Origin of the sequence: Pseudomonas mucidolens (genome assembly GCF_900106045.1) — a bacterium.
Classification (GTDB): domain Bacteria; phylum Pseudomonadota; class Gammaproteobacteria; order Pseudomonadales; family Pseudomonadaceae; genus Aquipseudomonas; species Aquipseudomonas mucidolens.
Map to the genome: position 1 here is coordinate 572,393 of NZ_LT629802.1, position 21,645 is coordinate 594,037.

24 protein-coding genes and 1 pseudogene are annotated in these 21,645 nt (G+C 59.6%); 13 read left to right on the top strand and 12 right to left on the bottom strand.

The annotated features are described in order from the left end of the window. The first annotated feature begins 35 nt into the window (after nt 1-35). Both BLU75_RS02820 and BLU75_RS02825 read left to right on the top strand, forming a co-directional pair. On the top strand, nt 36-389 hold the full coding sequence (locus BLU75_RS02820) for a YciI family protein (protein WP_084381044.1): 354 nt from the start codon (nt 36-38) through the stop codon (nt 387-389). A gap of 106 nt (nt 390-495) precedes the next feature. After that, on the top strand, nt 496-1,713 hold the full coding sequence (locus tag BLU75_RS02825) for an RNA polymerase sigma factor (protein WP_373863667.1): 1,218 nt from the start codon (nt 496-498) through the stop codon (nt 1,711-1,713). An 11-nt stretch (nt 1,714-1,724) separates the two neighbouring features. Here the strand turns inward: BLU75_RS02825 and BLU75_RS02830 are convergent, their stop codons facing one another. After that, nucleotides 1,725-2,579, bottom strand: a complete 855-nt coding sequence (locus BLU75_RS02830) for a LysR family transcriptional regulator (protein WP_084381042.1) — start codon at nt 2,577-2,579, stop codon at nt 1,725-1,727. 90 nt (nt 2,580-2,669) lie between these two features. On the opposite strand from BLU75_RS02830, the gene BLU75_RS02835 reads away from it, so the two are divergent. Next, complete coding sequence (locus BLU75_RS02835) at nt 2,670-3,110, top strand: multidrug/biocide efflux PACE transporter (RefSeq protein WP_084381041.1); 441 nt, start codon at nt 2,670-2,672, stop codon at nt 3,108-3,110. Nucleotides 3,111-3,115: 5 nt separating this feature from the next. On the opposite strand, the gene BLU75_RS02840 is transcribed toward BLU75_RS02835, so the two are convergent. Next, nucleotides 3,116-3,874: an SDR family NAD(P)-dependent oxidoreductase gene (locus BLU75_RS02840; RefSeq protein ID WP_084381040.1), complete on the bottom strand. Its 759-nt coding sequence runs from the start codon at nt 3,872-3,874 to the stop codon at nt 3,116-3,118. Between the two features lie 124 nt (nt 3,875-3,998). Between BLU75_RS02840 and BLU75_RS02845 the strand changes: the two genes are divergently transcribed. Beyond that, nucleotides 3,999-4,895 carry a LysR family transcriptional regulator gene (locus BLU75_RS02845; RefSeq protein WP_084381039.1) on the top strand — a complete coding sequence of 299 codons (897 nt, stop codon included), beginning with the start codon at nt 3,999-4,001 and terminating at the stop codon, nt 4,893-4,895. Here BLU75_RS02845 and BLU75_RS02850 read toward each other — a convergent pair. Beyond that, complete coding sequence (locus tag BLU75_RS02850; RefSeq protein WP_084381038.1) at nt 4,892-5,809, bottom strand: LysR family transcriptional regulator; 918 nt, start codon at nt 5,807-5,809, stop codon at nt 4,892-4,894. The two genes, BLU75_RS02845 and BLU75_RS02850, sit on opposite strands and share 4 nt — an antisense overlap. 122 nt (nt 5,810-5,931) lie before the next feature. Between BLU75_RS02850 and BLU75_RS02855 the strand changes: the two genes are divergently transcribed. The 3 genes from BLU75_RS02855 to BLU75_RS02865 all read left to right on the top strand — a co-directional run bounded on the left by BLU75_RS02855 (nt 5,932) and on the right by BLU75_RS02865 (nt 8,612). After that, the gene (locus tag BLU75_RS02855) at nt 5,932-6,690 is read left to right on the top strand and encodes a 5-oxoprolinase subunit PxpA (RefSeq protein ID WP_084381037.1); all 759 of its coding nucleotides are present in this window, start codon (nt 5,932-5,934) and stop codon (nt 6,688-6,690) included. A gap of 75 nt (nt 6,691-6,765) precedes the next feature. Then, nucleotides 6,766-7,644 carry a 5-oxoprolinase subunit B family protein gene (locus tag BLU75_RS02860; RefSeq protein WP_084381036.1) on the top strand — a complete coding sequence of 293 codons (879 nt, stop codon included), beginning with the start codon at nt 6,766-6,768 and terminating at the stop codon, nt 7,642-7,644. After that, a complete protein-coding gene (locus BLU75_RS02865) occupies nt 7,641-8,612 on the top strand; it encodes a 5-oxoprolinase subunit C family protein (RefSeq protein WP_084381035.1) in 972 nt (323 codons plus the stop codon). Before BLU75_RS02860 ends, BLU75_RS02865 begins: the two co-directional genes overlap by 4 nt. A gap of 341 nt (nt 8,613-8,953) precedes the next feature. On the opposite strand, the gene BLU75_RS02870 is transcribed toward BLU75_RS02865, so the two are convergent. Continuing rightward, nucleotides 8,954-9,976 carry a transporter gene (locus tag BLU75_RS02870; protein ID WP_084381034.1) on the bottom strand — a complete coding sequence of 341 codons (1,023 nt, stop codon included), beginning with the start codon at nt 9,974-9,976 and terminating at the stop codon, nt 8,954-8,956. Nucleotides 9,977-10,844: 868 nt separating this feature from the next. On the opposite strand from BLU75_RS02870, the pseudogene BLU75_RS28210 reads away from it, so the two are divergent. Continuing rightward, nucleotides 10,845-10,940 (top strand): annotated as a pseudogene (locus tag BLU75_RS28210) (hypothetical protein); the annotation flags it as partial. Nucleotides 10,941-11,168: 228 nt separating this feature from the next. Then, complete coding sequence (locus BLU75_RS28215; RefSeq protein WP_414860568.1) at nt 11,169-11,873, top strand: methyl-accepting chemotaxis protein; 705 nt, start codon at nt 11,169-11,171, stop codon at nt 11,871-11,873. A gap of 51 nt (nt 11,874-11,924) precedes the next feature. Here BLU75_RS28215 and BLU75_RS02880 read toward each other — a convergent pair whose 3' ends face one another. Then, nucleotides 11,925-12,230, bottom strand: coding sequence for a PepSY domain-containing protein (locus BLU75_RS02880; RefSeq protein WP_084381032.1), 306 nt, complete (start codon nt 12,228-12,230; stop codon nt 11,925-11,927). Between the two features lie 129 nt (nt 12,231-12,359). After that, nucleotides 12,360-13,487, bottom strand: coding sequence for a glycerophosphodiester phosphodiesterase (locus BLU75_RS02885; protein WP_084381031.1), 1,128 nt, complete (start codon nt 13,485-13,487; stop codon nt 12,360-12,362). 298 nt (nt 13,488-13,785) lie between these two features. On the opposite strand from BLU75_RS02885, the gene BLU75_RS02890 reads away from it, so the two are divergent. After that, on the top strand, nt 13,786-14,109 hold the full coding sequence (locus BLU75_RS02890; protein WP_084381030.1) for a DUF2025 family protein: 324 nt from the start codon (nt 13,786-13,788) through the stop codon (nt 14,107-14,109). On the opposite strand, the gene BLU75_RS02895 is transcribed toward BLU75_RS02890, so the two are convergent. Further along, on the bottom strand, nt 14,081-14,440 hold the full coding sequence (locus BLU75_RS02895) for an antibiotic biosynthesis monooxygenase family protein (RefSeq protein ID WP_084381029.1): 360 nt from the start codon (nt 14,438-14,440) through the stop codon (nt 14,081-14,083). The two genes, BLU75_RS02890 and BLU75_RS02895, sit on opposite strands and share 29 nt — an antisense overlap. After that, a complete protein-coding gene (locus tag BLU75_RS02900; RefSeq protein ID WP_084381028.1) occupies nt 14,437-15,144 on the bottom strand; it encodes a CTP synthase C-terminal region-related (seleno)protein in 708 nt (235 codons plus the stop codon). The genes BLU75_RS02895 and BLU75_RS02900 overlap by 4 nt, the downstream gene beginning before the upstream one ends. A gap of 16 nt (nt 15,145-15,160) precedes the next feature. Here BLU75_RS02900 and BLU75_RS02905 point away from each other — a divergent pair, with 16 nt between their 5' ends. After that, the gene (locus BLU75_RS02905; protein WP_165447505.1) at nt 15,161-16,120 is read left to right on the top strand and encodes a LysR family transcriptional regulator; all 960 of its coding nucleotides are present in this window, start codon (nt 15,161-15,163) and stop codon (nt 16,118-16,120) included. Nucleotides 16,121-16,161: 41 nt separating this feature from the next. Here the strand turns inward: BLU75_RS02905 and BLU75_RS02910 are convergent, their stop codons facing one another. Together BLU75_RS02910 and BLU75_RS02915 are read right to left on the bottom strand one after the other, a co-directional pair. Then, a complete protein-coding gene (locus BLU75_RS02910; RefSeq protein ID WP_084381026.1) occupies nt 16,162-17,220 on the bottom strand; it encodes a diguanylate cyclase in 1,059 nt (352 codons plus the stop codon). A 139-nt stretch (nt 17,221-17,359) separates the two neighbouring features. Next, a complete protein-coding gene (locus tag BLU75_RS02915) occupies nt 17,360-17,980 on the bottom strand; it encodes a TetR/AcrR family transcriptional regulator (protein ID WP_084381025.1) in 621 nt (206 codons plus the stop codon). Nucleotides 17,981-18,115: 135 nt separating this feature from the next. On the opposite strand from BLU75_RS02915, the gene BLU75_RS02920 reads away from it, so the two are divergent. Together BLU75_RS02920 and BLU75_RS02925 are read left to right on the top strand one after the other, a co-directional pair. Then, a complete protein-coding gene (locus BLU75_RS02920; protein WP_084381024.1) occupies nt 18,116-19,171 on the top strand; it encodes an MBL fold metallo-hydrolase in 1,056 nt (351 codons plus the stop codon). A 428-nt stretch (nt 19,172-19,599) separates the two neighbouring features. After that, nucleotides 19,600-20,073, top strand: coding sequence for a hypothetical protein (locus BLU75_RS02925; protein WP_373863665.1), 474 nt, complete (start codon nt 19,600-19,602; stop codon nt 20,071-20,073). A 45-nt stretch (nt 20,074-20,118) separates the two neighbouring features. Here the strand turns inward: BLU75_RS02925 and BLU75_RS02930 are convergent, their stop codons facing one another. Both BLU75_RS02930 and BLU75_RS02935 read right to left on the bottom strand, forming a co-directional pair. Continuing rightward, entirely contained in the window at nt 20,119-20,502 is a 384-nt protein-coding gene (locus BLU75_RS02930; RefSeq protein WP_084381022.1) for a helix-turn-helix transcriptional regulator, read from the bottom strand. A gap of 104 nt (nt 20,503-20,606) precedes the next feature. Beyond that, the gene (locus BLU75_RS02935) at nt 20,607-21,560 is read right to left on the bottom strand and encodes a hypothetical protein (RefSeq protein ID WP_084381021.1); all 954 of its coding nucleotides are present in this window, start codon (nt 21,558-21,560) and stop codon (nt 20,607-20,609) included. Between the last annotated feature and the right edge of the window lie 85 nt (nt 21,561-21,645).

Sequence of the window (21,645 nt, forward strand, 5' to 3'; positions counted from 1 at the left end):
CAGCCATAGTTGATAGTCCGAAAATGGAGAAACCCATGAAGTATCTATGCTTGGTCTACTGCGACGAACGCACGTTGCATACCCAACCCGAGAGTCCCGAGGATACGGAGTGCCACGCCTACGCCGAAGCCGTCGAGGGCAGCGGCCGGATGCTCGCCGCCGAGGCGCTGGAGTCGGTGTCGAGCGCCACCACCGTGCGCATGCGCAACGGCAAGTTGTCGATCACTGATGGACCGTTTGCCGAAACCAAGGAGCAGCTTGCCGGGTTCTATCTGATTGACGCCAAGGACTTGAACGAAGCGCTCCAGGTCGCGGGTGGTATCCCCGCCGCCCGGGTCGGCAGCGTTGAGGTGCGTCCGGTGCGTGAGTTGAACCTCTCACCCCAGTAACCCGAGCGTCAGGAGGCTTGCCCAAGGTGTGCTCAAGACAGGATCGGCGGCATTGCCAGCGCCGAGTACCGGCGCGGCGCGTGAGCGAGGGCCTTGAGGGTTGATCATCAAGGCTCAGGTCGAGGCGATCTACCGTAATGAATCACGGCGCATTCTCGCGACCCTGATTCGCCTGCTCGGTGATTTCGACCTCGCCGAAGAAGCCTTGCATGAGGCGTTCTTCGTCGCGGTCGAGCGCTGGCAACAAGACGGTGTGCCGGACAACCCCCGGGCGTGGCTGGTTTCCACCGGGCGCTTCAAGGCCATCGACCGGCTGCGCCGCCAGGCACGTTTTGCGGCGTCCCAGGCGCTGTTGCTGGCCCAGGCCGAGGCGCTGGAAGAGGCTGACTGGAGTACTGAAGACGTGCAAGACGACCGCCTGCGCCTGATCTTTACCTGCTGCCATCCGGCGCTGGCGCCGGATGCGCAGGTACCACTGACCTTGCGTGAGATCTGTGACCTCACCACCGAGGAAATTGCCCGGGCGTTTCTCGCCACACCGGCCACCATCGCCCAACGGATTGTGCGGGCCAAGGGCAAGATCCGTGAGGCGAAGATTCCTTATCAGGTGCCGTCCCTGGCGGAATTGCCCGAGCGCCTGGACAGCGTGCTACGTGTGATTTATCTGGTGTTCAACGAAGGTTACTCGGCCTCCACCGGCGACGATCTGACCCGTGATGACTTAACCCGCGAAGCCATTCGTCTTGCCAGACTGCTCATGGAACTGTTGCCCGAGCCGGAAGTCATGGGCCTGTTGGCCTTGATGTTGCTGCATGAATCCCGACGTCCGGCACGCATGTCGCACAGCGGCGAACTGGTGCTGCTGGATGAGCAGGACCGTTCATTGTGGGAGGCATCCTTGATTGCTGAAGGCTGCGCCTTGGTCGAGGAGGCCCTGAAGACCCGACGTTTCGGGCCTTACTGCTTGCAGGCGGCAATTGCCGCGGTACACGCCGAAGCGCCGAATGCCGGTGAAACGGATTGGCTGCAGATTGTCGGGCTTTACGACGTGTTGCTCAGAATGCTGCCGTCGCCGGTGATCGAGCTTAACCGGGCGGCGGCCTTGGCCATGCGCGACGGGCCATTGGCGGGATTGCAGCAGGTGGACGGGATCCTGGCCCGGGGCGAACTGCTGGACTACCATCTGGCGCATTCTGCGCGGGGTGAGTTTTGTCGGCAGTTGGGCCGAGTGAAAGAGGCGCGGCAAGCGTATGAAAAAGCTTTGACGCTGACCCGACAAACCCCGGAAAAACGCTTTATCGAACGACGCCTGGCTGAACTCTGACAGCGAGCCTGCTACTCCAGCATTTTCTCGAGAAACCAACTCCCCGCCGGCCCCGGCGGATGTTGCCGGGACCACAGCGCATCCACGGCCACCGAGCGTGGCCAGCCGCGTGCGTTGAGCTCCACCAGTTGGCCATTCGCGAAGCGCTCCACCAGCCAGCGGGGCAGGGCTGCCCAACCGAAACCGAGGATGGCCATTTCCATCAGCATCACGAAGCTGGGAGCCGACCACACCCGTCCCGCCGGCCGGTTCTCATTCGGATTGATGACGCTTGCCAGGCGCAGTTCACGGTATTGCTGCAGCGCCTGTTGATCAATGCCGTCAAGGCTGGACAGCGGATGCCGGGGCGAAACGAACAAGGCGAGTTCCGCGCGCTCTCCGACGGTGGCGCCGGTCAGGTCGGGTGGGTAGACCTCTTGCGCCTCGATAAAGGCAATCTGTGCCCGGCCGCTTTGCACCAGCGCGATCAAGTCTTCGTACTCGGCGATCAACCATTCCAGTTCCATGTCCGGATAACGCTGTTCGAAGGCGCTGAGCACCGCGTCGAAGTGCCCCGACTGGTAGGTATCCGACATGGCGATACTGAGCTTGGGTTCCAGGCCCTGGGACAATTGACTGGCCGCCAGCGCCAGCCGGTTGCCAGCGTCCAGCACCTGTTCGGCCCGTTGCAGCAGAACGTGGCCGGCCGCAGTCAGGGTCGGTTTGCGGCTGCTGCGGTCGAACAGCACTACATCCAGGTCAATCTCCAAGCTTGCCACCGCTGCACTGACGGTGGATTGACTCTTGCCCAGCTTACGCGCGGCGGCAGAAAACGAGCCTTGAGTCGCCGCCTGGACAAACGCCTGCAACACTTCATGTGAAGCCATCATCTATCGCCTTGATCGATGGTTATTAGTTATGAAGTATCGATGCGAGGGTTGAACATGGCAACCCTCGACCTTCACAGAGCACGGCTCATGAACCCGACTAAGTCCCTTACCGAACGCGTTTTCCAGGCTATTGGCTTCGAAGCCCTGGCCTTGCTGATTTGCACCCCGCTGCTGGCCTGGATCATGCAAAAAACGGCCCTGGAGATGGGCATGGTAACGCTGGCCATCAGCCTTCTGGCGCTGACCTGGAATATCATTTTTAACGGCTTGTTCGACCGCCTCAAAGCGCGCCTGCAATTGGCCAGTGGCGTTTGGACCCGGGTGCTGCACGCCCTGTTGTTCGAAGGCGGGCTGATCATTGTGTGTGTGCCGCTGATTGCCGCGTGGCTGGACATCAGCCTGCTGCAGGCCTTCATTCTCGACATCGGCGTGCTGTTGTTTTTCCTGCCGTACACCTACGTGTATCACTGGGGGTACGACGTGCTGCGGGAGAAACTCCTGCAGCAGCGTGTACCTGGGCAAGTGTGACGGTGTTATATGAACATCCCGCCCGAGGCTTCGATGCGCTGACCGTTGATCCATTGGCTGCCGTCAGCCAACAGGGTGGAAATCGCTCCACCGATATCGTCCGGCAAACCGACCCGACCCAGGGCGGTATTGCTGGCGACGAAAGCGTTGAGTTCGGCGTTATCACGTACGCTGCCGCCACCGAAGTCGGTTTCAATGGCGCCGGGAGCCAGCGTGTTGACGCTGATACCGCGGGCTCCCAGTTCCTTGGCCTGATAGCGGGTCAGCACCTCCACCGCGCCTTTCATTGAGGCGTAGGCGGCATAGCCCGGCAGGCTGAAGCGGGCCAGGCCGCTGGAAATATTGATGATCCGGCCGCCGTCGACGATCAGTGGCAGCAGCTTTTGTGTCAGGAAGAACGGGCCTTTGAGATGGATCGCGAGCATTTGGTCGAACTGTTCTTCAGTCGTCTCGATGAAACTGGCGTGGGTGCCGATCCCGGCGTTATTGATCAGAAAATCAAAATGCTCCCGTGCGAAAACTTCTTGCAGCTTGTGGCCTATGTCACGGGCGAATGCCTCGAACCTGGTGCTTTGGCTGACATCCAGTTGCAACATGGCGGCGCGGCCACCGAGCTGCTCGATCTGGCTAGCGACGGCCTGAGCCTCGTCGGCCTTGCTGTGATAAGTACCGATGATATCGACGCCTTGGGCCGCCAGGTGCAAGGCCGTGCTTTTGCCCAAGCCGCGGCTGGCGCCAGTGATCAATGCGATTTTACGGGTCATGGTGAAGTCCTCTGAGCGAACGGGTAATCAGTGGGATTGAGTGTATTTGTCCGCCCGATACGTGATAAACAGCGGTAAACCGGAATCACTGGCCGGATGATCCGAACAATCACCGAGGGTCGTCATGAATAAACTGGACCTGTTGCTCACCTTCGTACGCGTCACCGAACTGTCGAGTTTTACCCAGGCCGGCGAGCGCCTGGGGCTGCCACGTTCCACGGTGTTCGAGCATGTTCAGGCGCTGGAAGAACTGTTGGGCACGCGGCTGCTGCAACGCACCACGCGCAAGGTTCAGGCGACTCAGGATGGGCGCGTGCTGTATGAGCGCAGCAAGGATTTGCTGTCGCACATGGAGGAACTGGAAGGGCTGTTTCGCCAGGATGAGACGCAATTGAGCGGACGCATCCGGGTCGACATGCCCAACGTTATGGCCCGTGAGCACATCGTGCCGCGCCTGCCGGAGTTCATGGATCGGCATCCGCTGATCGAGCTGGAGATCAGCAGCTCCGACCGGCAAGTTGATCTCCTGGCTGAAGGTTTTGATTGCGTGTTGCGTATCGGCGCGCAGCCGGATCAGTCCGTGGTGGCGCGGTTGCTGTGCAGCATGCCGATGATCAACTGCGTGAGCCGTGGTTATCTGCAGCGTTACGGCGAACCCAGGAGCTTGTCGGATCTGGCCGACCATCACCTGGTGCATTACGTCCGACCGCTGGGCGCTCGCTCGCCGGGTTTCGAATACATGCAGGGCAACAAGGTGCAGCGTGTCGCCATGGCCGGGCGGGTCACGGTCAACAGCACCGACGCCTATCAGTCGGCGTGCCTGGCCGGTTTCGGGATTGTCCAGGTGCCGGGGTTGGGCATCCGTGAATTGCTCGCGCGTGGCGAGTTGGTAGCGATCCTCCAGGACTATCCGGCACCCTCGCTGGACGTGTCGATGCTGTACGCCGGCCAGCGTCATCTGCCCATCCGGGTGCGGGTGTTCATGGATTGGCTGGCGGCCACGTTGAAAGCGCTGCTTTAACGCCGCGCCGTCAACTGCTGCGGGGCGAGGAAGGCGTCGTGAAAGTAGTCGCGGAACGCCTGCATGGCCGGGGTGAACGCCCGCTCCCGGTGCCAGGCCAGGCCGACGCTCATCGGCGTCACGTGGTCGGTCACGCTCACGGTTTCAATGCGTTTGCCTTCCAGCGACCACGGGCGGTGCACCAGATCCGACAGAATCGCCACGCCGCTGCCGTTGGCCACCATGCTGCGTACCGCTTCCACCGAACTGGTGCGCAGCCGCACGTTGGGCGTCTGCCCGGCCTGTTGCCAATAGCGTCTGGCACTGTGTTCGGCCTCATCGACGGTCAGCAGGATATAGGGTTCCTTGGCCACGTCGGCCAGGCTGACGGCGCTGCGTTCGCATAACGGATGGTGGCTGGGCAGCCACAGGCGGCGTTCGGAGTTGAAGAGGGTTTCGGAGACAATATGCGGATGGGTGAGGTTGGCGGTCAGGACCACGGCCATGTCGAATTGCGCGTCCAGCAACCCCTGTTCGATTGCCTGGCGTTCCTGCTCGAAGACCTCGATGGTCACGTCCGGGTGCCAGTGTTCCATGCGCTGCAGGTGATGCGGCAGGAAGTAACCCAGCACGGTGTAACTGGCCGCGACCCGCAACACACCGCTGGCGCGGTAGTCCGGCAGCGGGCTGTTCAGCGCATCATCGACGCTGCGCACGATCACGTAGGCGCGGTTGAGAAAGTGGCGTCCGGCGTCGGTCAGGCTCATGCCCTGGGCCGAGCGCACAAACAGCTGGGCACCGAGCATGGCTTCGAGTTCTTTGACCGCCGTGGTTACCGCTGACTGCGAGATGTTCAGATGGATGGCCGCCTGGGAAATCTGGCCGATTTCGGCGGTGGCGACAAAGTAGCGGACCTGGCGCAAGGTGAGTGACATGCGGTCTTCCCCAAAGACAGTTATCTGATTTTCAGAAGATAACCCATCTGATAATAGATCTTCCCAAGGGGTCAAGTCGCAGCCTACTTTCCGTGGCACGATCTTTTTGCGGAGCGGCCTCGATGCACACAGTGGATTTCAACTCGGACATGGGTGAAGGCTTCGGCCCCTGGACCATTGGCGATGGCGTGGACCACGAATTGATGGGGTTTATCAGTTCGGCCAACGTCGCCACCGGCTTCCATGCCGGCGACCCCGGCACCATGCGTCGTACCGTGGAACGCGCCAAGCAGTTGGGCGTCGCCATCGGCGCCCATCCGGGCTTTCGTGACCTGGTGGGTTTCGGTCGCCGGCACATCAATGCGCCGGCCCAGGAGTTGGTCGACGACATGCTCTATCAACTCGGCGCGCTGCGCGAGATTGCCAAGGCGCAAGGCGTGACGCTGCAACACATCAAGCCCCATGGCGCGCTGTACATGCACCTGGCCCGGGACGAAGAAGTTGCGCGCCTGCTGGTGGAAAACCTGCAACGCCTGGAGCCTGGCCTGTTGCTGTACTGCATGCCCGACTCGGTGATCTGGCGGATTGCCAAGGCGCTGGGGCAACCGGTGGTGCGGGAGTTTTATGCCGACCGTGAATACGATCTCTCCGGCTCCATCGTGTTTACCCGCAGGGTTCACGCCTTGGATCCGGCAACCGTCGCAGCGCGTGTCCTGCGTGCCTGCCAGAGCGGTCTGGTACGCACCGTCGAAGGTGAAGACTTGGCGATCGAATTCGACTCCATCTGCTTGCACAGCGACACCCCCGGCGCCCTCGATCTGGTGGAAGCCACGCGCAGGGCGCTGGATCAAGCGGGGATCGCCGTGCGCGCACCGCGTTGAACGATACCGGTGCCCAGACACCGGGCCTGAATCACATTCGCCTGCCTTTCTACAATGATTCCAAGAGGAACAGACATGGCTGAAACATCCCCGATCCGCTACAGCTTTGGCGCTGATGAACATTTGTTCGCCGAGGTCAGCGAGAGCATGTCCCTGCAAGCCTTCTTCAAGGGCATGGCCGTCACCCGTGCGGTGGAACGCCTGAATCTGCCGGGTGTGCTGGATGTATGCCTGGCCAACGCCTCCTTCCAGATTCGCTTCGACCCTGACCAGATTGCCCCGCACGTGCTGCTCGACGCGGTGCAGAGTGCCGAAGCCCAGGCGGTGGCCGAGCGCACCTTGCACACCCGGATCATCGAGATCCCGGTGCTGTACAACGATCCCTGGACCCATGAAACCCTGATGCGTTTTCGCGATCGCCATCAAGACCCTGGCGGCACCGACCTGGAGTACGCCGCGCGGATCAATGGCCTGGCGGATGTCGACGGGTTTATCGCGGCTCACAGCGGCGCGCCGTGGTTTGTCTCGATGGTCGGCTTTGTCGCGGGATTGCCCTTCATGTTCCAGATGGTCGAGCGCGAGCGCCAGTTGCAGGTGCCCAAATACCTGCGCCCGCGCACGGATACGCCGAAACTGACCCTCGGTCATGGCGGCTGTTTCGGCTGCATCTACTCAGTCCGCGGCGCCGGGGGTTACCAGATGTTCGGCGTTACGCCGGCCCCGATCTACGACCCGGCGCAACGGTTGGCCTACCTCAAGGAGCACATGGTGTTCTTCCGGCCCGGCGATATCGTGCAGTTCAAACCCATGGACCGCGAGGCTTACGACCTGGCCGTGGTCGAAGTGGAGGCAGGTCGTTTCGATTTGCGTATTCGCTCCGTGGAATTTTCCCTCGACGCCTTTCTCGCCGATCCAGTCGGTTACCCGAAAACCTTGCAGGAGGTGCTCGCATGATCAAGGTCATCAAGCCGGGCCTTGCCACTTCCGTGCAGGACCTGGGGCGCGAAGGTTACTACCACCTGGGTATCCCGCCATCCGGCGCGCTGGATCAATACGCCTTGAGTGCGGCCAATCATCTGGTGGGCAACCCGGCTGGCGCGGCCGGGCTGGAATGTACGTTGATCGGACCAGAGCTGGAGTTTCAGCAGGATGCCCTGGTGGCAATCAGCGGCGCGCTGATGTCTGCGCGCCTGGACGGTGAAGGGGTGCATCAGGACACCGCATTCCAGGTACGTGCCGGGCAAGTGCTGCGCTTCGAGTTCCCCAAGGCTGGCGCGCGGGCTTATCTGGCCGTGGCCGGTGGTATTGACGTGCCGTTGGTGCTGGGCAGCCGGTCAACGTATGCCCTCGGGGCGTTGGGTGGATTTCATGGCCGCCGGCTGCAGGAAGGTGATCAGTTGCCTATCGGCGAGGCCAGCGGTAGCGGCCGTGCGGGCAACAGCCTGCCCATGGCGTTACGGCAATCGGTGGGCGGTGAGGTTACGTTGCGGGTAGTCCCCGGACTGTATTACGAGCGACTGACGGCGGGCGCGAAAAGCAGTTTTTTTGCCGAGCCTTGGTCGGTCGGCTCGGAGGCTGATCGTATCGGCTATCGCTTCAAGGGCGGCAGCGCCTTGAATTTTCAGCCGCGGGAACAACCGTTTGGCGCCGGTTCCGATCCTTCGAACATCGTCGACAGTTGTTACCCCATCGGCTCGATCCAGGTACCGGCCGGGCTGGAGCCGATTGTGCTGCACCGGGATGCGGTGTCGGGCGGTGGCTACGCGATGATTGGCACGGTGATCAGTGCTGACCTGGATCTGATCGCTCAGATGCAACCCAATCAGCGTGCCGGGTTTGTCGCGGTGACGTTGGAAGAGGCGTTGGAGGCGCGACGGGTGTACAAAAAGCGCTTGAGGGTGATGGCTGGGTTGTTTGCCTGAGGGGGCTGGGGGCATATCCGTGTTTGGTGTTTGGCTTGAGAACCAACCCTCACCCTAACCCTCCCGAAACGTCGGACCGCCCCAAAGGGGCGAGGGGACTGAGTGGGGGATATTCCAGATATTTTTCGACCTGAAAGCTCGCCTTTGAATCCATAATCGACCGGGTTTTCCAGGTCGCAAAATGTCTTATTACACATCGGTAAGTTCCCTCTCCCCTTTGGGGAGAGGGCTAGGGTGAGGGGTGTTTTTCAAGCCAAATACAAAAAAGCCAACCACCTCAGCTCAAAACAGCTCTTCGGTTCGCTGCATGACAGCGCTACGGCGAAGGCGTGACCCCACGGTCAATAATCCCGACGCTTGCGAAACGCCCAGCGCCCGGCAATCAGGGTAAACGTCGCTACCAGCGCCACCAGGATCCAGAACCCCTCCGGGTCCTGTGAAAGCGGTACGCCCCCGACATTCATGCCAAAGAAGCCGGCAATGATATTGATCGGCAGCGCCAGCACCGTAACCACGGTCAAGGTGAACAACGTGCGGTTGCTCTGTTCATTGAGGTTGGCGGCGATCTCTTCCTGCAACAACTTGATCCGTTCCCCCAAGGCCGTCAGGTCGTTGATGATCAGCGCAAACTCTTCGGTAGATTTGCGCAGTTCTTTCACGTCGTCTTTTTGCAACCAGTGCGGCGGGCGGTTGAGCAGGCGCAGCAATGAGCCCGGCTCCAGCGCCAGCCAGCGTTGCAAGCGCACCAACACCCGGCGCATGGCGCCCAGTTCGGCGCGGTTGTTGGACACGCGTGAGGACAGCAACTGATCCTCGATCTGGTCGACACTGAGGCTGGTGGTACGCACGATTTGTGTCAGGACTTCGCCTTGATCGCGTAACAAGTGCACCAGCAGTTCCAGCGGTGAACGAAAGCGCTCACCGGCTTTCACCGAAGAACGCAACTTGTCCACCGAGTGCAACGGTTGCAGGCGCGCGCTGACCAGCAGGCGACTGCGGGCACAGACCCATAAGGTGGAAATGTCCGATGACATCATGCTGCTGAAGTTGAACACCACGTCATTGACCACCGCCAGCAACGCCGAGTCCACATGCTCGATCCGAGTGGAGCGTGAGCCCTCTTGTAAAGACTCGAAAAACTCTTCCGGCAACTGCAGATGCGCTTGCATCCATCGCTGACAGGCAGCGTGGGTGAGGTTCAGGTGTAGCCAGAGAAACTCGTCGCTGGCCGCGGGTTGCTGTAAGGCCAGCAACGCGCTGGCCGAGTCGATTTGCTCCGCCTTTTCGCCGGGCCTGAAGCGGAAACCGTAAAGCAGGCCGAACAGGTCGGAATCCTGGTGGCTATGGTCGATGCTGTGGTTCATGGCGGCTCGCGGAGGAAGGCGTCTGCGGGATGTTTCACAGGTTCGCGATGACGAATCATTGCAAGCCGATTTGACCGTTTTATGACAGCTGCCGAGGCTTCGTGGGAGATGGCCAGCATTTGCCCAACCACACATCCGATAGGTTCAAGAAGCGTCTAGCACGGTCGATTCAATCGTAGGCGTTGTTTTTGGATGGGCAATGACTTGGCTGATAGGGACGTCTTGGCTTGCAGCAACCCTTTTTCCCTGTTTCGAGGTTTTCCCCCCGATGAACTTTTTGCGAAAGTCCCTGAGAGCACAGATCTTGTCGTTGCTAGGTGGCAGCCTGCTGGCAATATTGTTGATTGCCCTGGCCTGTTTTCATTTCCTTTCCAGCAGTGTGCAGGGTTATCGCAGCTTGCTTGAAGGTCCCTTGCAGACCTCTCAACTGATTGACGAAGCCAACCTGCAATTCAAGGTCCAGGTCCAGGAATGGAAAAACGTCCTGCTGCGCGGCAAGCAACCCCAGGACATGGATAAATACTGGGGGCAGTTCCAGGATCGCCAACAAGAAGTGCAGGGCATTTTGGCCCGCCTGGTCGCCGACACCCAGGGCGATGAGGTTCTCAAGCGCAGTATTGAAACCTTGCGCCAGGAGCATCAGATGCTGGGAGGCGCCTATCAGAAGGGTAGGGATGCGTATCTGGCAGCCGGGGCCGATGCCGCTGCCGGAGATAAAGCGGTCAAGGGCGTGGACCGTGCGGTCAGCGAACAGATGAGTGCGCTGGTAACGCAGTTGCATGAGCAGGGGAATCAGCAATCGCTGTTGATCAGCGCCTATGCCGATCGGACCATTATCGTGGGGCTGGCAGTGATGCTGGGATCGGGGATGTTGATTGGTCTGTTCAGCCTGTGGCTGATCAACCGCAACCTGATTTTGCCTATTCGTGGGCTGATCGACTATGTGGCCCAACTGAGCCATGGGCGCTTCGCGGAGCGCGTTGCCAGTCATCGCCAGGATGAATTGGGGCACTTGGCCGAAGCCGCCAATACCTTGCGCGATTTTCTGTCGGAAACGTTCAGCCGTTTGCAGCGCAGCGCCACCGAGCTGGTGAGTGCCAGTGGTGAGCTGAACTCGATTGCCGTGCAGATGGCGACAGGAACGCAGGACCAGTTCAGTCGCACCGATCAAGTCGCCACGGCGATGATTGAAATGTCGGCGACCGCCCAGGAAGTCGCCCGACATGCCGTCGGTGCCTCGCGGGCAGCCGATGAAGCCGATCATTCGGCGCGTGAGGGCGGTGCAGTGATGCAGGCCACCATTTCCACCATCGATCAGATGCGCAACGAGATCCTCAACACTGGCGGCATTATCCGCCGTCTGGAAACCGACAGCGTGCGCATCGGCACGGTGCTGGAAGTGATTCGCGGGATTGCCGAGCAGACCAATCTTCTGGCACTCAACGCGGCCATTGAAGCCGCACGGGCGGGCGAGTCTGGCCGTGGTTTCGCGGTGGTGGCCGATGAGGTGCGCAGCCTGGCGCAGCGCACGGCGGCGTCGATCATTGAAATCAACCAGATCATCCAGGCGGTGCAGACAGGGGCAATCGACGCCGCCGAAGCGATCGTCAGCAGTCAGTCGTGCAGTGATGAGAGTGTCGAAAAAGTGACTCAGGCGGGTGCCATGCTCAGTCACATCACCCAGGCGGTTGAGGCGATCCGCGACATGAATCATCAGATTGCCACGGCGGCGGAGGAGCAAACGTCGGTGGCTGAAGATATTTCGCGCAACATCACGCAAATCACCACAGTTGCCACGACCAACCTGGACAACGTCCAGCGTACCGAGGCGGCCAGCCATAACCTGCGTGGTTTGTCTGGCGAATTGAACGAGGTGACCGCCCGCTTGAGTGCTTGATCAGACACAACTGCGCCGCCCGAAGGCGGCGCAGATTTTTCATCGATCAACTCAAGTGTCTTGCTTGTTTTCCAGCACGTCGCCGGTCTTGGCGTCGAGTTTCACATCCCATTTCTTGCCGGCGGTGTCAATCAGGTCAACTTCGTAGATCAGGCGACCCGCTTCGTCGTCCAGCTCGGTATCGTGGATGGTGGCACCGGCGTGTTGGGCCAGGGCGGCCTTGTTCAGCTGTTCGAAAGGCTTCACGGCGCCGGACTGCAGCAGGCTTGGAATCTGGTCTGGACGGACGTCGGCCTGGGCCAGGCCAGCGGTCAGGGTCAAGGCGGTAGCGGCGAACAGAGCGGTCAGGTTTTTCATGGTGTGGATCCTTCTGGGTGAGCTGTTTAAGTGGGATCAGATTAACCCGCGCAACTTAATTCACCCTTAATTGCGCGGCACGATGAAACAGCTGTTGCGTCAAGGCTGGCCCGATCATCCGCTCTGTACTCAGTAACCGTGATCCTCAAGCAGTTGCGACACGCTGGATGCCGGTGCGCGCCGGTAGTACTTGAGCAGTTCGGCGGCACGGTTGGTGAAGATGCCATCGACACCCGCGTCCATCACTTTCTTGAAGTCCACCGGCTCATCGACGGTGTAGACATGCACCAGCAGGCCTTTGTCGTGGGTCAGCTTGTTCATTTCAGGTTTCACCAGGTCCGAATAGCTCTGGTCATTCAAGTCTGTCCGCTGCGCCGATGGGCCGGTGCCGATGGCGCCCAGGTTCTTGGCATCGTCGATCCACTTTTCGAATTCGGCGGCATCCTTGGGTTCTTGCTTGGCGTAGTAGGCCGCTTTGGTCGGCTCGCCGGATTCGGCAAACGTCACCTTGGACTTGGGCTCCATGCCGTCTTCACCGACCCACAACAAGAGGATCTTCGGCGTATTGGGCATTTCTTTTTGCAGCTCCTTGAGACTGTCCTTCTCGAAAGTCTGCAGAATCACGCGACCTTTGCCCTGGCCCACGCCGGTGTTGCTTTTACCCAGCTTGGAACCCGCCGAACTCAGCCAACCCTTGTCCTGCAGTTGGTCTTTCAGGTCAGCCTCAATCCCGGGAAACAGCTTCGGCTCCTTGGTTTCGATGTACAGGCCCGGTTTGTGTTGCGGGTTACCTTCGGCGATCTTGATGACTTCATCGAGGGTCTGGATTTTCAAACCGACGAATCCAGGCCGCGCACGCTCCGGGTACGCGCTATTGAACCAACTGCCAGCGTCGAGGGTTTTCAGCTCGGCCATGGTGAATTCGTTGGCCGGGCTGTTCTTGCGCTCAGGAAACTTGGTAGCGACGTCGGTGGTGCGTTGCAGGTTGTCATCGTGCAAGGCGAACAGCACGCCATCCTTGCTGCGCTGCAAATCCAGCTCCAGGTAATCGGCCCCCAGGTCGCGGGCGACTTTGTAGGCCGCAGCCGTCGACTCCGGTGCGTCGAAGGACGCGCCCTGGTGAGCAATGACCGCTGGGCGGGGAATACCCTCTTTGGTCGCCAATTCAGCGGGACTGATCGAGGGCGCGGCCCCTGCGTGGCCAAAGCCCATTGACAAGGTGAGCAGCAGAGCACTCTTGGTAAACGTTCCATGCATGTGCGAGGTCCTTTCGTGGAGGTAGTTTCAAGAAGGCTCCCTTTTTAACAATTGAATGCAATACGCGCTATCACCAAACCGCCATAAGTGGAGGTAATTAGCTGTGTGTAAATGCGCATTTGGCGGGAGGACGCTCTGCCGCGGGATGAGACTGGTGTTTTTTCGCGCTTTTGTGCCGTGCTATGCAGTACTCTTGTGTCGAGCTTCCCCATCAGAGGGAACCTGTAGTGCTCTCTTTTCTGCCTCGCGTGTAAACCATCGTTCACTTCCCCTGCGGGATTTTTCAGTGAGGTTTACCATGCGCATTACGTCCGAACTCATTTGCCAGGCGGCTGACCAACTCCACGGCTTTGTCGGCCTGAACCGCAAGACCGGTCTTTACATCGTGCGTTTCAGCGAGGACTCGTTCGGTATGGATGTCGCCGACGATGGCATCATCCCCACCAGCGAATTTGTCTGGCAGCCCCTTGATGAGCAGACCATGACCTTGTCGCGTGAACATATCCAACTGTTGCTGGACCAGAACATCGACGAGCGCATCAACATTACCGAGCCGCTGCGGGTCTACATGCGCCGGGTGGAAATTGCGCAGATCAGCGCGGTGCGTAGTCTGGTGAGTTGAGCGCGGGGTCGGTTGCGAACGAGTAGGCCCGCTCCACCTTGCAGACCCGCGTATGGAACGCTGCGTACCAGGTGGATCGGCCCTGCTCGCGTACTTCACGATGTTCGGCGTGTTCTTTCCAGGCCAGGATCGCCGTCTCGCTGACCCAGTAGGACACGGTAATACCGAGGCCATCCTCACCTCGGGCTGAGTCCATGCCGAGAAACCCCGGCTGTTCGTGAGCCAGTTCGAGCATGCGTTGGGCGGCCGCGGCGTAGCCTTGGTCGACTTCGGTACGCAGCGAGCTGAAAATCACCGCGTAGTAGGGCGGGGCCGGTGTGCGGGCGATCATTTCGAGCTCGCCCCGCAGGCCTTGAGCAATGCCGTCACCAAGGGCACCACCGTGCCGCTGAGTGCTGCGCGTTCGGGCTGGAACAACGTGGCAATAAAGAACGGATGGTCCAGCAATTCCACGGCCCGCAGATCGCCGGCGGCGTCACGCGCGCTGCCAATCAGATTACCCTCCAGCAATTGCGGTTCGAGGTCGCGGTTCACGCCGTAACGGCACCGGTAAGCTTCGTGAATATCCATGCAGCCGTAAGCCTCGGCGATACGCGTGTACGCCATCAAGCGTACCGCCGCGGTGGTTTCCAGCAGGGCGCAATTGAGTGGTGCAATCACCGTGCGCGGTGCATCGGGCGCGAGTTCCGCGTGTTCAGCGTCGGTCCAACCCAACACATTCCGTGCATATTCCAGCAGCACATGTTGGAACCCGGCGCACGTGCCGAGGAACGGGCGCTGATGTTCCCGAGCATAGCGAATGGCCAATAGGGCGCCGTCGATGTCGCGATAGGGACTGGCGGGCACACACCAGAAACCGTCGAAGCGCTGCAGGGCGCTGTGGTTGTCGAGGGTGTCGGTGGACAACCAGTCGGCGCGCACGCTCAGGTTCAAGACTGCGCCAGCCTGTTGCAGGGCGAGGGGGATGGCCTGGTGCGCAGTCACTTGAGGGTCGTAATCGCCGATCAGGGCAAGGTGCAGGTGGGCGTGCTTCATGGGGGCATCCAATGGCTTGTTGAGTCCTGCGGCGCACTATAGATTGGCGTTCACGCAATCAATATTGGCGCTGAACCAAATGCTCAATGCAGCGACGCACTATCAAGTTGATTATTCCGACCTGTCCCTGGTGCTTGCTCTGGTGCGCGGCGGCACCCTGGCACGAGCGGCGGCGCTGTTACGGGTGGATGTGTCCACGGTGTTCCGGGCCGTACGGCGTCTCGAGGCATCCTTGGGTCAGGCCTTGTTTGAAAAGAGTCGCGCCGGTTATTTGCCCACCAGCGTGGCGAGCACCTTGGCCGAGCAGGCCGAGCGTGCCGAACAGGCGCTGGAAGCGGCGCGTATCGGCGTGGAGCTGGGCGCAGAAGTGATCAGCGGCACGGTGCGCCTGACGTGCACCGACTCGGTGCTGCAGGGCATATTGTTGCCAGCCCTGGCGCAGTTCATGCCGAACTATCCGGCGTTGACCCTTGAGTTGAGTACATCCAATGACTTCGCCAACCTCAGTCGCCGTGACGCCGATATCGCCTTGCGCCTGACCAATACACCACCGGAACATCTGGTGGGACGGCGCCTCGGGACCGTTTCCTATCGTGTCTGCGCCAGCGCCGGTTATCGGCAGCAGCATGCCACCCAGGAGTGGGCGGCCCTGGCCTGGATCGCTCCGGATGACTTCTTGCCCGACCACCCGACAGTCGCCTGGCGTCGCCAACACTTGCCCGGTGTGACCCCCAGTTATCGCTGCAACAGCATGTTGTCGGCCACTGAGTTGGTGCGCGCCGGGTTGGGGGTGGCGGCCTTGCCGGATTTTTTGCTGGGGGAGAAGCATGGATTGCAACCGTTGGGGCCGGCTCTTGCCGGATATGACACAGCCCTGTGGTTGTTGACGCGCCCGGACTGCCGGGCGCTGCGTTCAGTGGTGACGTTGTTCGATGAGTTGGGGCGGCATGTGCGACTGCCTGGCCACAGCCTATGACTTCTCTGTTGAGTGGACGGTAAGTCTGGAGAGCGACGGGCTCAAGCTGAACGAGCGGCCAGCGACTCGGCAAGGGTCACGCGATTGCGCCCACTGTCCTTGGCGGCGTACAGCGCTTTGTCCGCCGCGTTGAGCCACATATGGGCGTGGGTGAAATGCGCGGTGTAAGACGCCAGGCCAATGCTCAGGCTGACCTGCAACGCCGGCACTTGCGGGTCGTGGTAACGGCTGAATATCGCCCGCAGGCGCTCCATCTGATGGCTGGCCTGCTCCAGGGATACATCCGGAAGAATCACACAGAACTCGTCGCCACCGTAGCGGCCGGCGAGGTCGTTTTCCCGCACGATGCGTCGCAGTTCCCAACTCAGTTGTCGCAACACCCGGTCACCGACAATGTGGCCGTAGGTGTCATTGATCTGCTTGAAGTGGTCGATGTCGATCAAGGCGATGGTGGCGTGTGACTGTTGTTGCTGGCAACTGTGGAATTTGAGTTGCAACAGGTCTTTCCACGAGCCGTGGTTGAGCAGCCCGGTCAGGCTGTCGGTGCGGCTCAGGGCACTCAACGCACGCTTGTGTTCCGAGAGGTGGATGGCCAGACGGTAACTGGCCATGCCGATGGCGAGCGGGTAAAAGATCAGCATCGGCAGGCAGGCATACACTTGAATCGGGCTGACACCGGGGTTGAATGAAGGCCCGAACACCATCCAAGCCACCGCGATACCCAGCCCTTGCGCGATCATGCCTTGAAACATCAAGTGTTTACCGCCTGCTGCCACGTTGTGCATGGTCATCATCGCGAGGATGGTGACGGTGGTCAGCGGGATGAACTGCGTGGCTGCGGCCCAGAATCCACCGGCCAGTGAATCACACAGCAGATTGCGGCGTTCGGCCTGATAGGGAAAGGCCGCATGATTCGATAACTGATAGGCCAGGTGCGGCCAGATAAAAGCGTTGAACAGCCATAGGCCCCAGACCCAGGCGGGCATGGAAAGTGGGTACAACGCGGCAAGCACGCAAAGGCTGCCGATGGCCAACCCGAGAATGCGCGGCCGATAAATGCGTTTGGCAAATGACAGTCCGTTGCCTCGTAGGTTTTCCATAAACCCCGGCGTCAGTTTTTTCTTTTCGGAGGTTACGAAAACGAGTGTATCGAGAGGTCATTTACGCGGGAACGAGGGGTGGTGAGGCGAAAACGACAAGTCTCTGTCGCCTAGACGACAGGGTTGACGCAGCTCAGGCTCAGGGATGGGCGGTGATTTCGTAGCCAGCCAGAAACAGGTCTATCGCAGACTCGATCACATTGGCCTGAGTGGCCGCATCCAAAGGGGGCTGGCCGAGGGTAATTTGTGGCCAAAAAGCGAAGGCTTTGAGCAAGCTGTGTAACTGATGGGCGGCAAAACCTGGGTCGACCGTTTTGAATCTGCCGTCTTCCTGTGCCGCGCGTACCCACAAGGTGAAACCTTCCTCGCGTTCGCTCAGACGGTTGACCATGTTCTGGGCGCGTTCTGGAGAGTGAATGGTGGCGGCGATTGCAACGCGAGCCAGATCGAGAAAATTGGCGTCCGACAGCATGTCCATCTTTGCTTGTAGCAAGGCGCGTAATTGTTCGCGCAAAGGCCGATCATTGCTGTAGGTCACGTCCAGCTGCGCGGCGCTGCTGGCCCATAGCTGGTGCAGAATTTCGGCAAACAATTCCTCTTTGCTGGGGAAGTGGTTGTACACCGTGCGTTTGGACACGCCCGCTACGGCGGCAATTTTATCCATGCTGGTGACCTCGAAACCGTTGGTGCGAAATTCGCTGATAGCGGCTGCCACGATGGCTTCGCGTTTACGATCGGTGAGGCGCTGAGGTGCAGTCATGGGTAGCCTTGGGCTCTGGTCAAAAAATTACACTTGGTAGTTTACTTGCTCCGAGTTTTGTTGCAATCTTGAAACTACACTGTGCAGTGTAGTTGTTGATCGGCCTCAGGAAAAATGTTCCGGAGTTATTCTGAAATGACCACGCCCCCCACCCGTCTCTCCACTCCTTCTCCCTTATCCAGGCCAGTCGAGCAGCAGGGTCGCTTCAAGAATCACGCCTTTGTACAAAGGGCAGGCTTTGGCAAAACCTTGCAGATATTCTGCAAAATGCTCTTCCACAAACCCCGCAGCACACGGCCCGTCGGCGAGATTCCGGTGCAGCGGCTGACTCGCGAACAACTGTTCGTCGCACCGGATCACAGTGTCTACCGGCTAGGCCATTCCACGGTCTTACTGAAAATGCGTGGTAAGTTCTGGCTGACCGATCCGGTGTTCGCCGCGCGTGCATCGCCTTTGAGTTGGGCCGGACCCAAGCGTTTCCATCAGCCGCCCATCACGCTCGATGAATTGCCACCGATTGAAGCGGTGATTCTTTCTCACAATCACTATGACCACCTGGACCGCCAGGCGGTGATGCAATTGGCCGACAAGACCCGTTATTTTCTCGCACCCTTAGGTGTCGGCGACACTCTGATTACCTGGGGAGTGGACGCCAGCAAGGTCCGGCAGCTGGATTGGTGGCAGGACACCGTGGTCGACGGCATTCATTTTATCGCAACCCCGGCCCAGCATTTTTCGGGTCGAGGCCTGTTTGATGGCAACCAGACACTTTGGTCTTCGTGGGTAATGATCGACGGTAGCCGACGCATCTTTTTCAGCGGCGACACCGGTTATTTCGATGGCTTCAAACGCATTGGCGAGCGATATGGGCCGTTCGATCTGACGCTGATGGAAACCGGAGCCTACAACGTTGACTGGCCCGATGTGCATATGCAGCCAGAGCAAACCTTACAAGCTCACATCGATCTGAGGGGGCGCTGGTTGCTGCCGATCCACAATGGCACCTTCGACCTGGCGTTTCATGCCTGGCATGAACCTTTCGATCGCATCATGGCTTTGGCCTGGGAACGCAATGTCCGGATCACCACACCATCCATGGGGCAGCCTTTCCTGCTGGCGGCGCCGGAGCGCGGAAGAGCCTGGTGGTTGGAGGTCGAGTCTCAGCCTGTTGAAGAACAGCTTATGAGTTGAAGGGCGGTTAGAACATCCCGTGGGCAAAAAGGACTTTCAAGGTGTTTCCGCCTGAAGGGGAAACTCGAAAAGGGTGCGATCATTCCCGGAAATTCATTTTCCGGGAGTAAGTCTTGATGGAAGACACATGTGGGAAACCACTGAAGCCGGGTGTTGCATGCCCTTTCGGAATACCGTCGCAGGCCAACAGCTTTCAAGTATTGCCTTGTACCACGAGCATTCTCCCTGATGCCTCGAGTGCTGTGGTCGGCGCTTCAGGCATTCCTCGGGGTGGTATCGAATTTGAATCGGTAAGCGCTCATGCCGTCTATGGTGTAGCGTTGGCCCAGGGCCCCAGATTCGATGTGCCGGGGCCAATGATGAAAGCCGTGCGTGACCCTGCATTATCGCTGACGGCTTTGAGTGGTCTCGATCCCGTGGGGCCCGTCATGGTCGAAGTCCCCCCGACCCAGGACAACAGCGGGTTGAACACGCCGCCTGGGTTGGCCGGTTGGCGTATTGGTTTCGCTGACGATTATTTGCGCAGTGGCGAGCGCGAAACCGCGGAGCACAGTCGGGTTTTCCTGCGGACGCTGGAGGTACTGCGTACCGCCGGTGCGCAATTGGTGCCGGTGTCTGCTCAGATGCCCGATGCTGCGTTGTACTTCACCCTTGAGTCGCGCAATGAGATCGATGATCAAGTGACTGAGCATCGTCTGGACGCGTTGGTTTCCGAGCAGCAGAGCCCAGCCTTTCATGCCTCCTGCAAGGCTGGATATCCCGGTATCTGCCTGTCATTCAGCGACGATATCACCGGCGCCGGTGTTGCCATCTGGTTCTATGGTGCTCGTTGGGCACGGGACTCATTGTCCGTGTTGGTCCAGGCCTATCAAAAGGTGCTGCTGCAAAATGATCCGCTTTGAAGCGGATGAATCACCCATGGGCTGTGAGCGCCGGGATGAGCCTATTTACACCCCATTGGGTTGAGGTGTCGTCTGCCCCGTTGATGCGCGCGTGGAACCGAGCAGCCGTGAAAAGAATCCCCGGGCGGATCCGGGGGCAGGCTGTGAAGCTGACGAAGCGGGTCTGTTCATTCCCCAGCCGGGTGCGAAGCCGGGGAAAAACACCAGGCCCTCGGCTTCCAGGCGAAACGCCAGGGTAAGGCGAGTCTCGTCGTTCACGTCGGCATGGCGTTCGAAGCGTTGAATGGTCTGCGGCGCAACGCCGGTTTCCCGAGCGAGGTCTTCCTGGCTCCAGCCCAGCATCGCGCGGGCCTGGGCGCTGTGTCGCGGGGTGAATTGATGAAGGACGATTTGTTGATCTACGGTGCTGCTCATTGCCAGAGAGGACATGGGGATTCTCCAGAAGTCCGACGGGGAGGACAAACTATACTGTGTTTTTGTACAGTTGTTTTGACCGCTCATCAACTGGATCTTTCCGCACCCGCTTACCCGCTCTATTTCGCGGCTTCCAGCCCCGGTGCTTCGCGAATGATCAGATGGTCGAGGTTTTCGATATCAGCGCTGAATACGCCGAACCGCTGCTCGGGGTTTTTCTTGCTCGGTACCTGTTTCAGGCTTGGTGTTACCCCGTAGAAGAAGCAATACAGTGGCCGCTCGCTGTCCACTGCCGCCTTGATCTGTTCCAGGAACGCTTTGCGCTTACGGTAGCTCTCGATCAGCTTCTTGTTCAGGTAAACGTTGACGGAGTAGGGTTTCTTGTCGAGCCAGACCTTTTTTTCGAAGTCGATACGAAAGCTGCTGGTGTAGTCCTTGATCGCCTTGATCCTGCCCCAGTAAATCAGGCCGTGGTTGTCTTGCAGGTATTCGATTTTCTTGAAAAACGTCCAGTACGTCGCCGTGTGCTCACCGATCTTCAACGGCATGTGCTTGAGCTTGTCCTTGTCGTCGATGTTCGACACGTAGCATTCCACCGGGTGGGCGAAGACGCTGGTTTTATCCGGCGTGATATCCCCTGCGCTGTGGGATGTTCCGATAGTGTTCGAGGACGTTTTTGCCGGATCCAGCGCAGCTGAACCTTCGGTGCCGAGGGCGGATGTTTTACGTTCGTACTGTCGTCGGGTCAGCACGAACTCGGACGGGAAACTCTCCTCACGCTCGTCCTCGCTTTCGCCTGCCACGGCCTTGCGACTGGCATAGCGACAACCTTCAATATGCCGAGTGCTGGGAGTGTTCTTGAAGTGAGGGGTGCGCCGGTAGTTAACGTTTTTCGCATTGAATGTGCCCAACACATTGCCTGCGGCAAAGGCCACGCGGCATTCATTGTTGGGGCACAGAAAACTGTCCTTGTCGGAATCGAAAGCCGCGGTCTCGTCGAAATTCAGCTCACGCACGTCGTAGATCGACAGCTTTTCGTCGAGCGCTAGGCTGTAGGCCGTGTCGAATTTCATCCGGGCTAGTCCGTGGGAAGGTTCGCTATTAATAGCCGGAACGTTGGCGTAGTACAAACCACCAACCACCGATCATCCCGTAGCC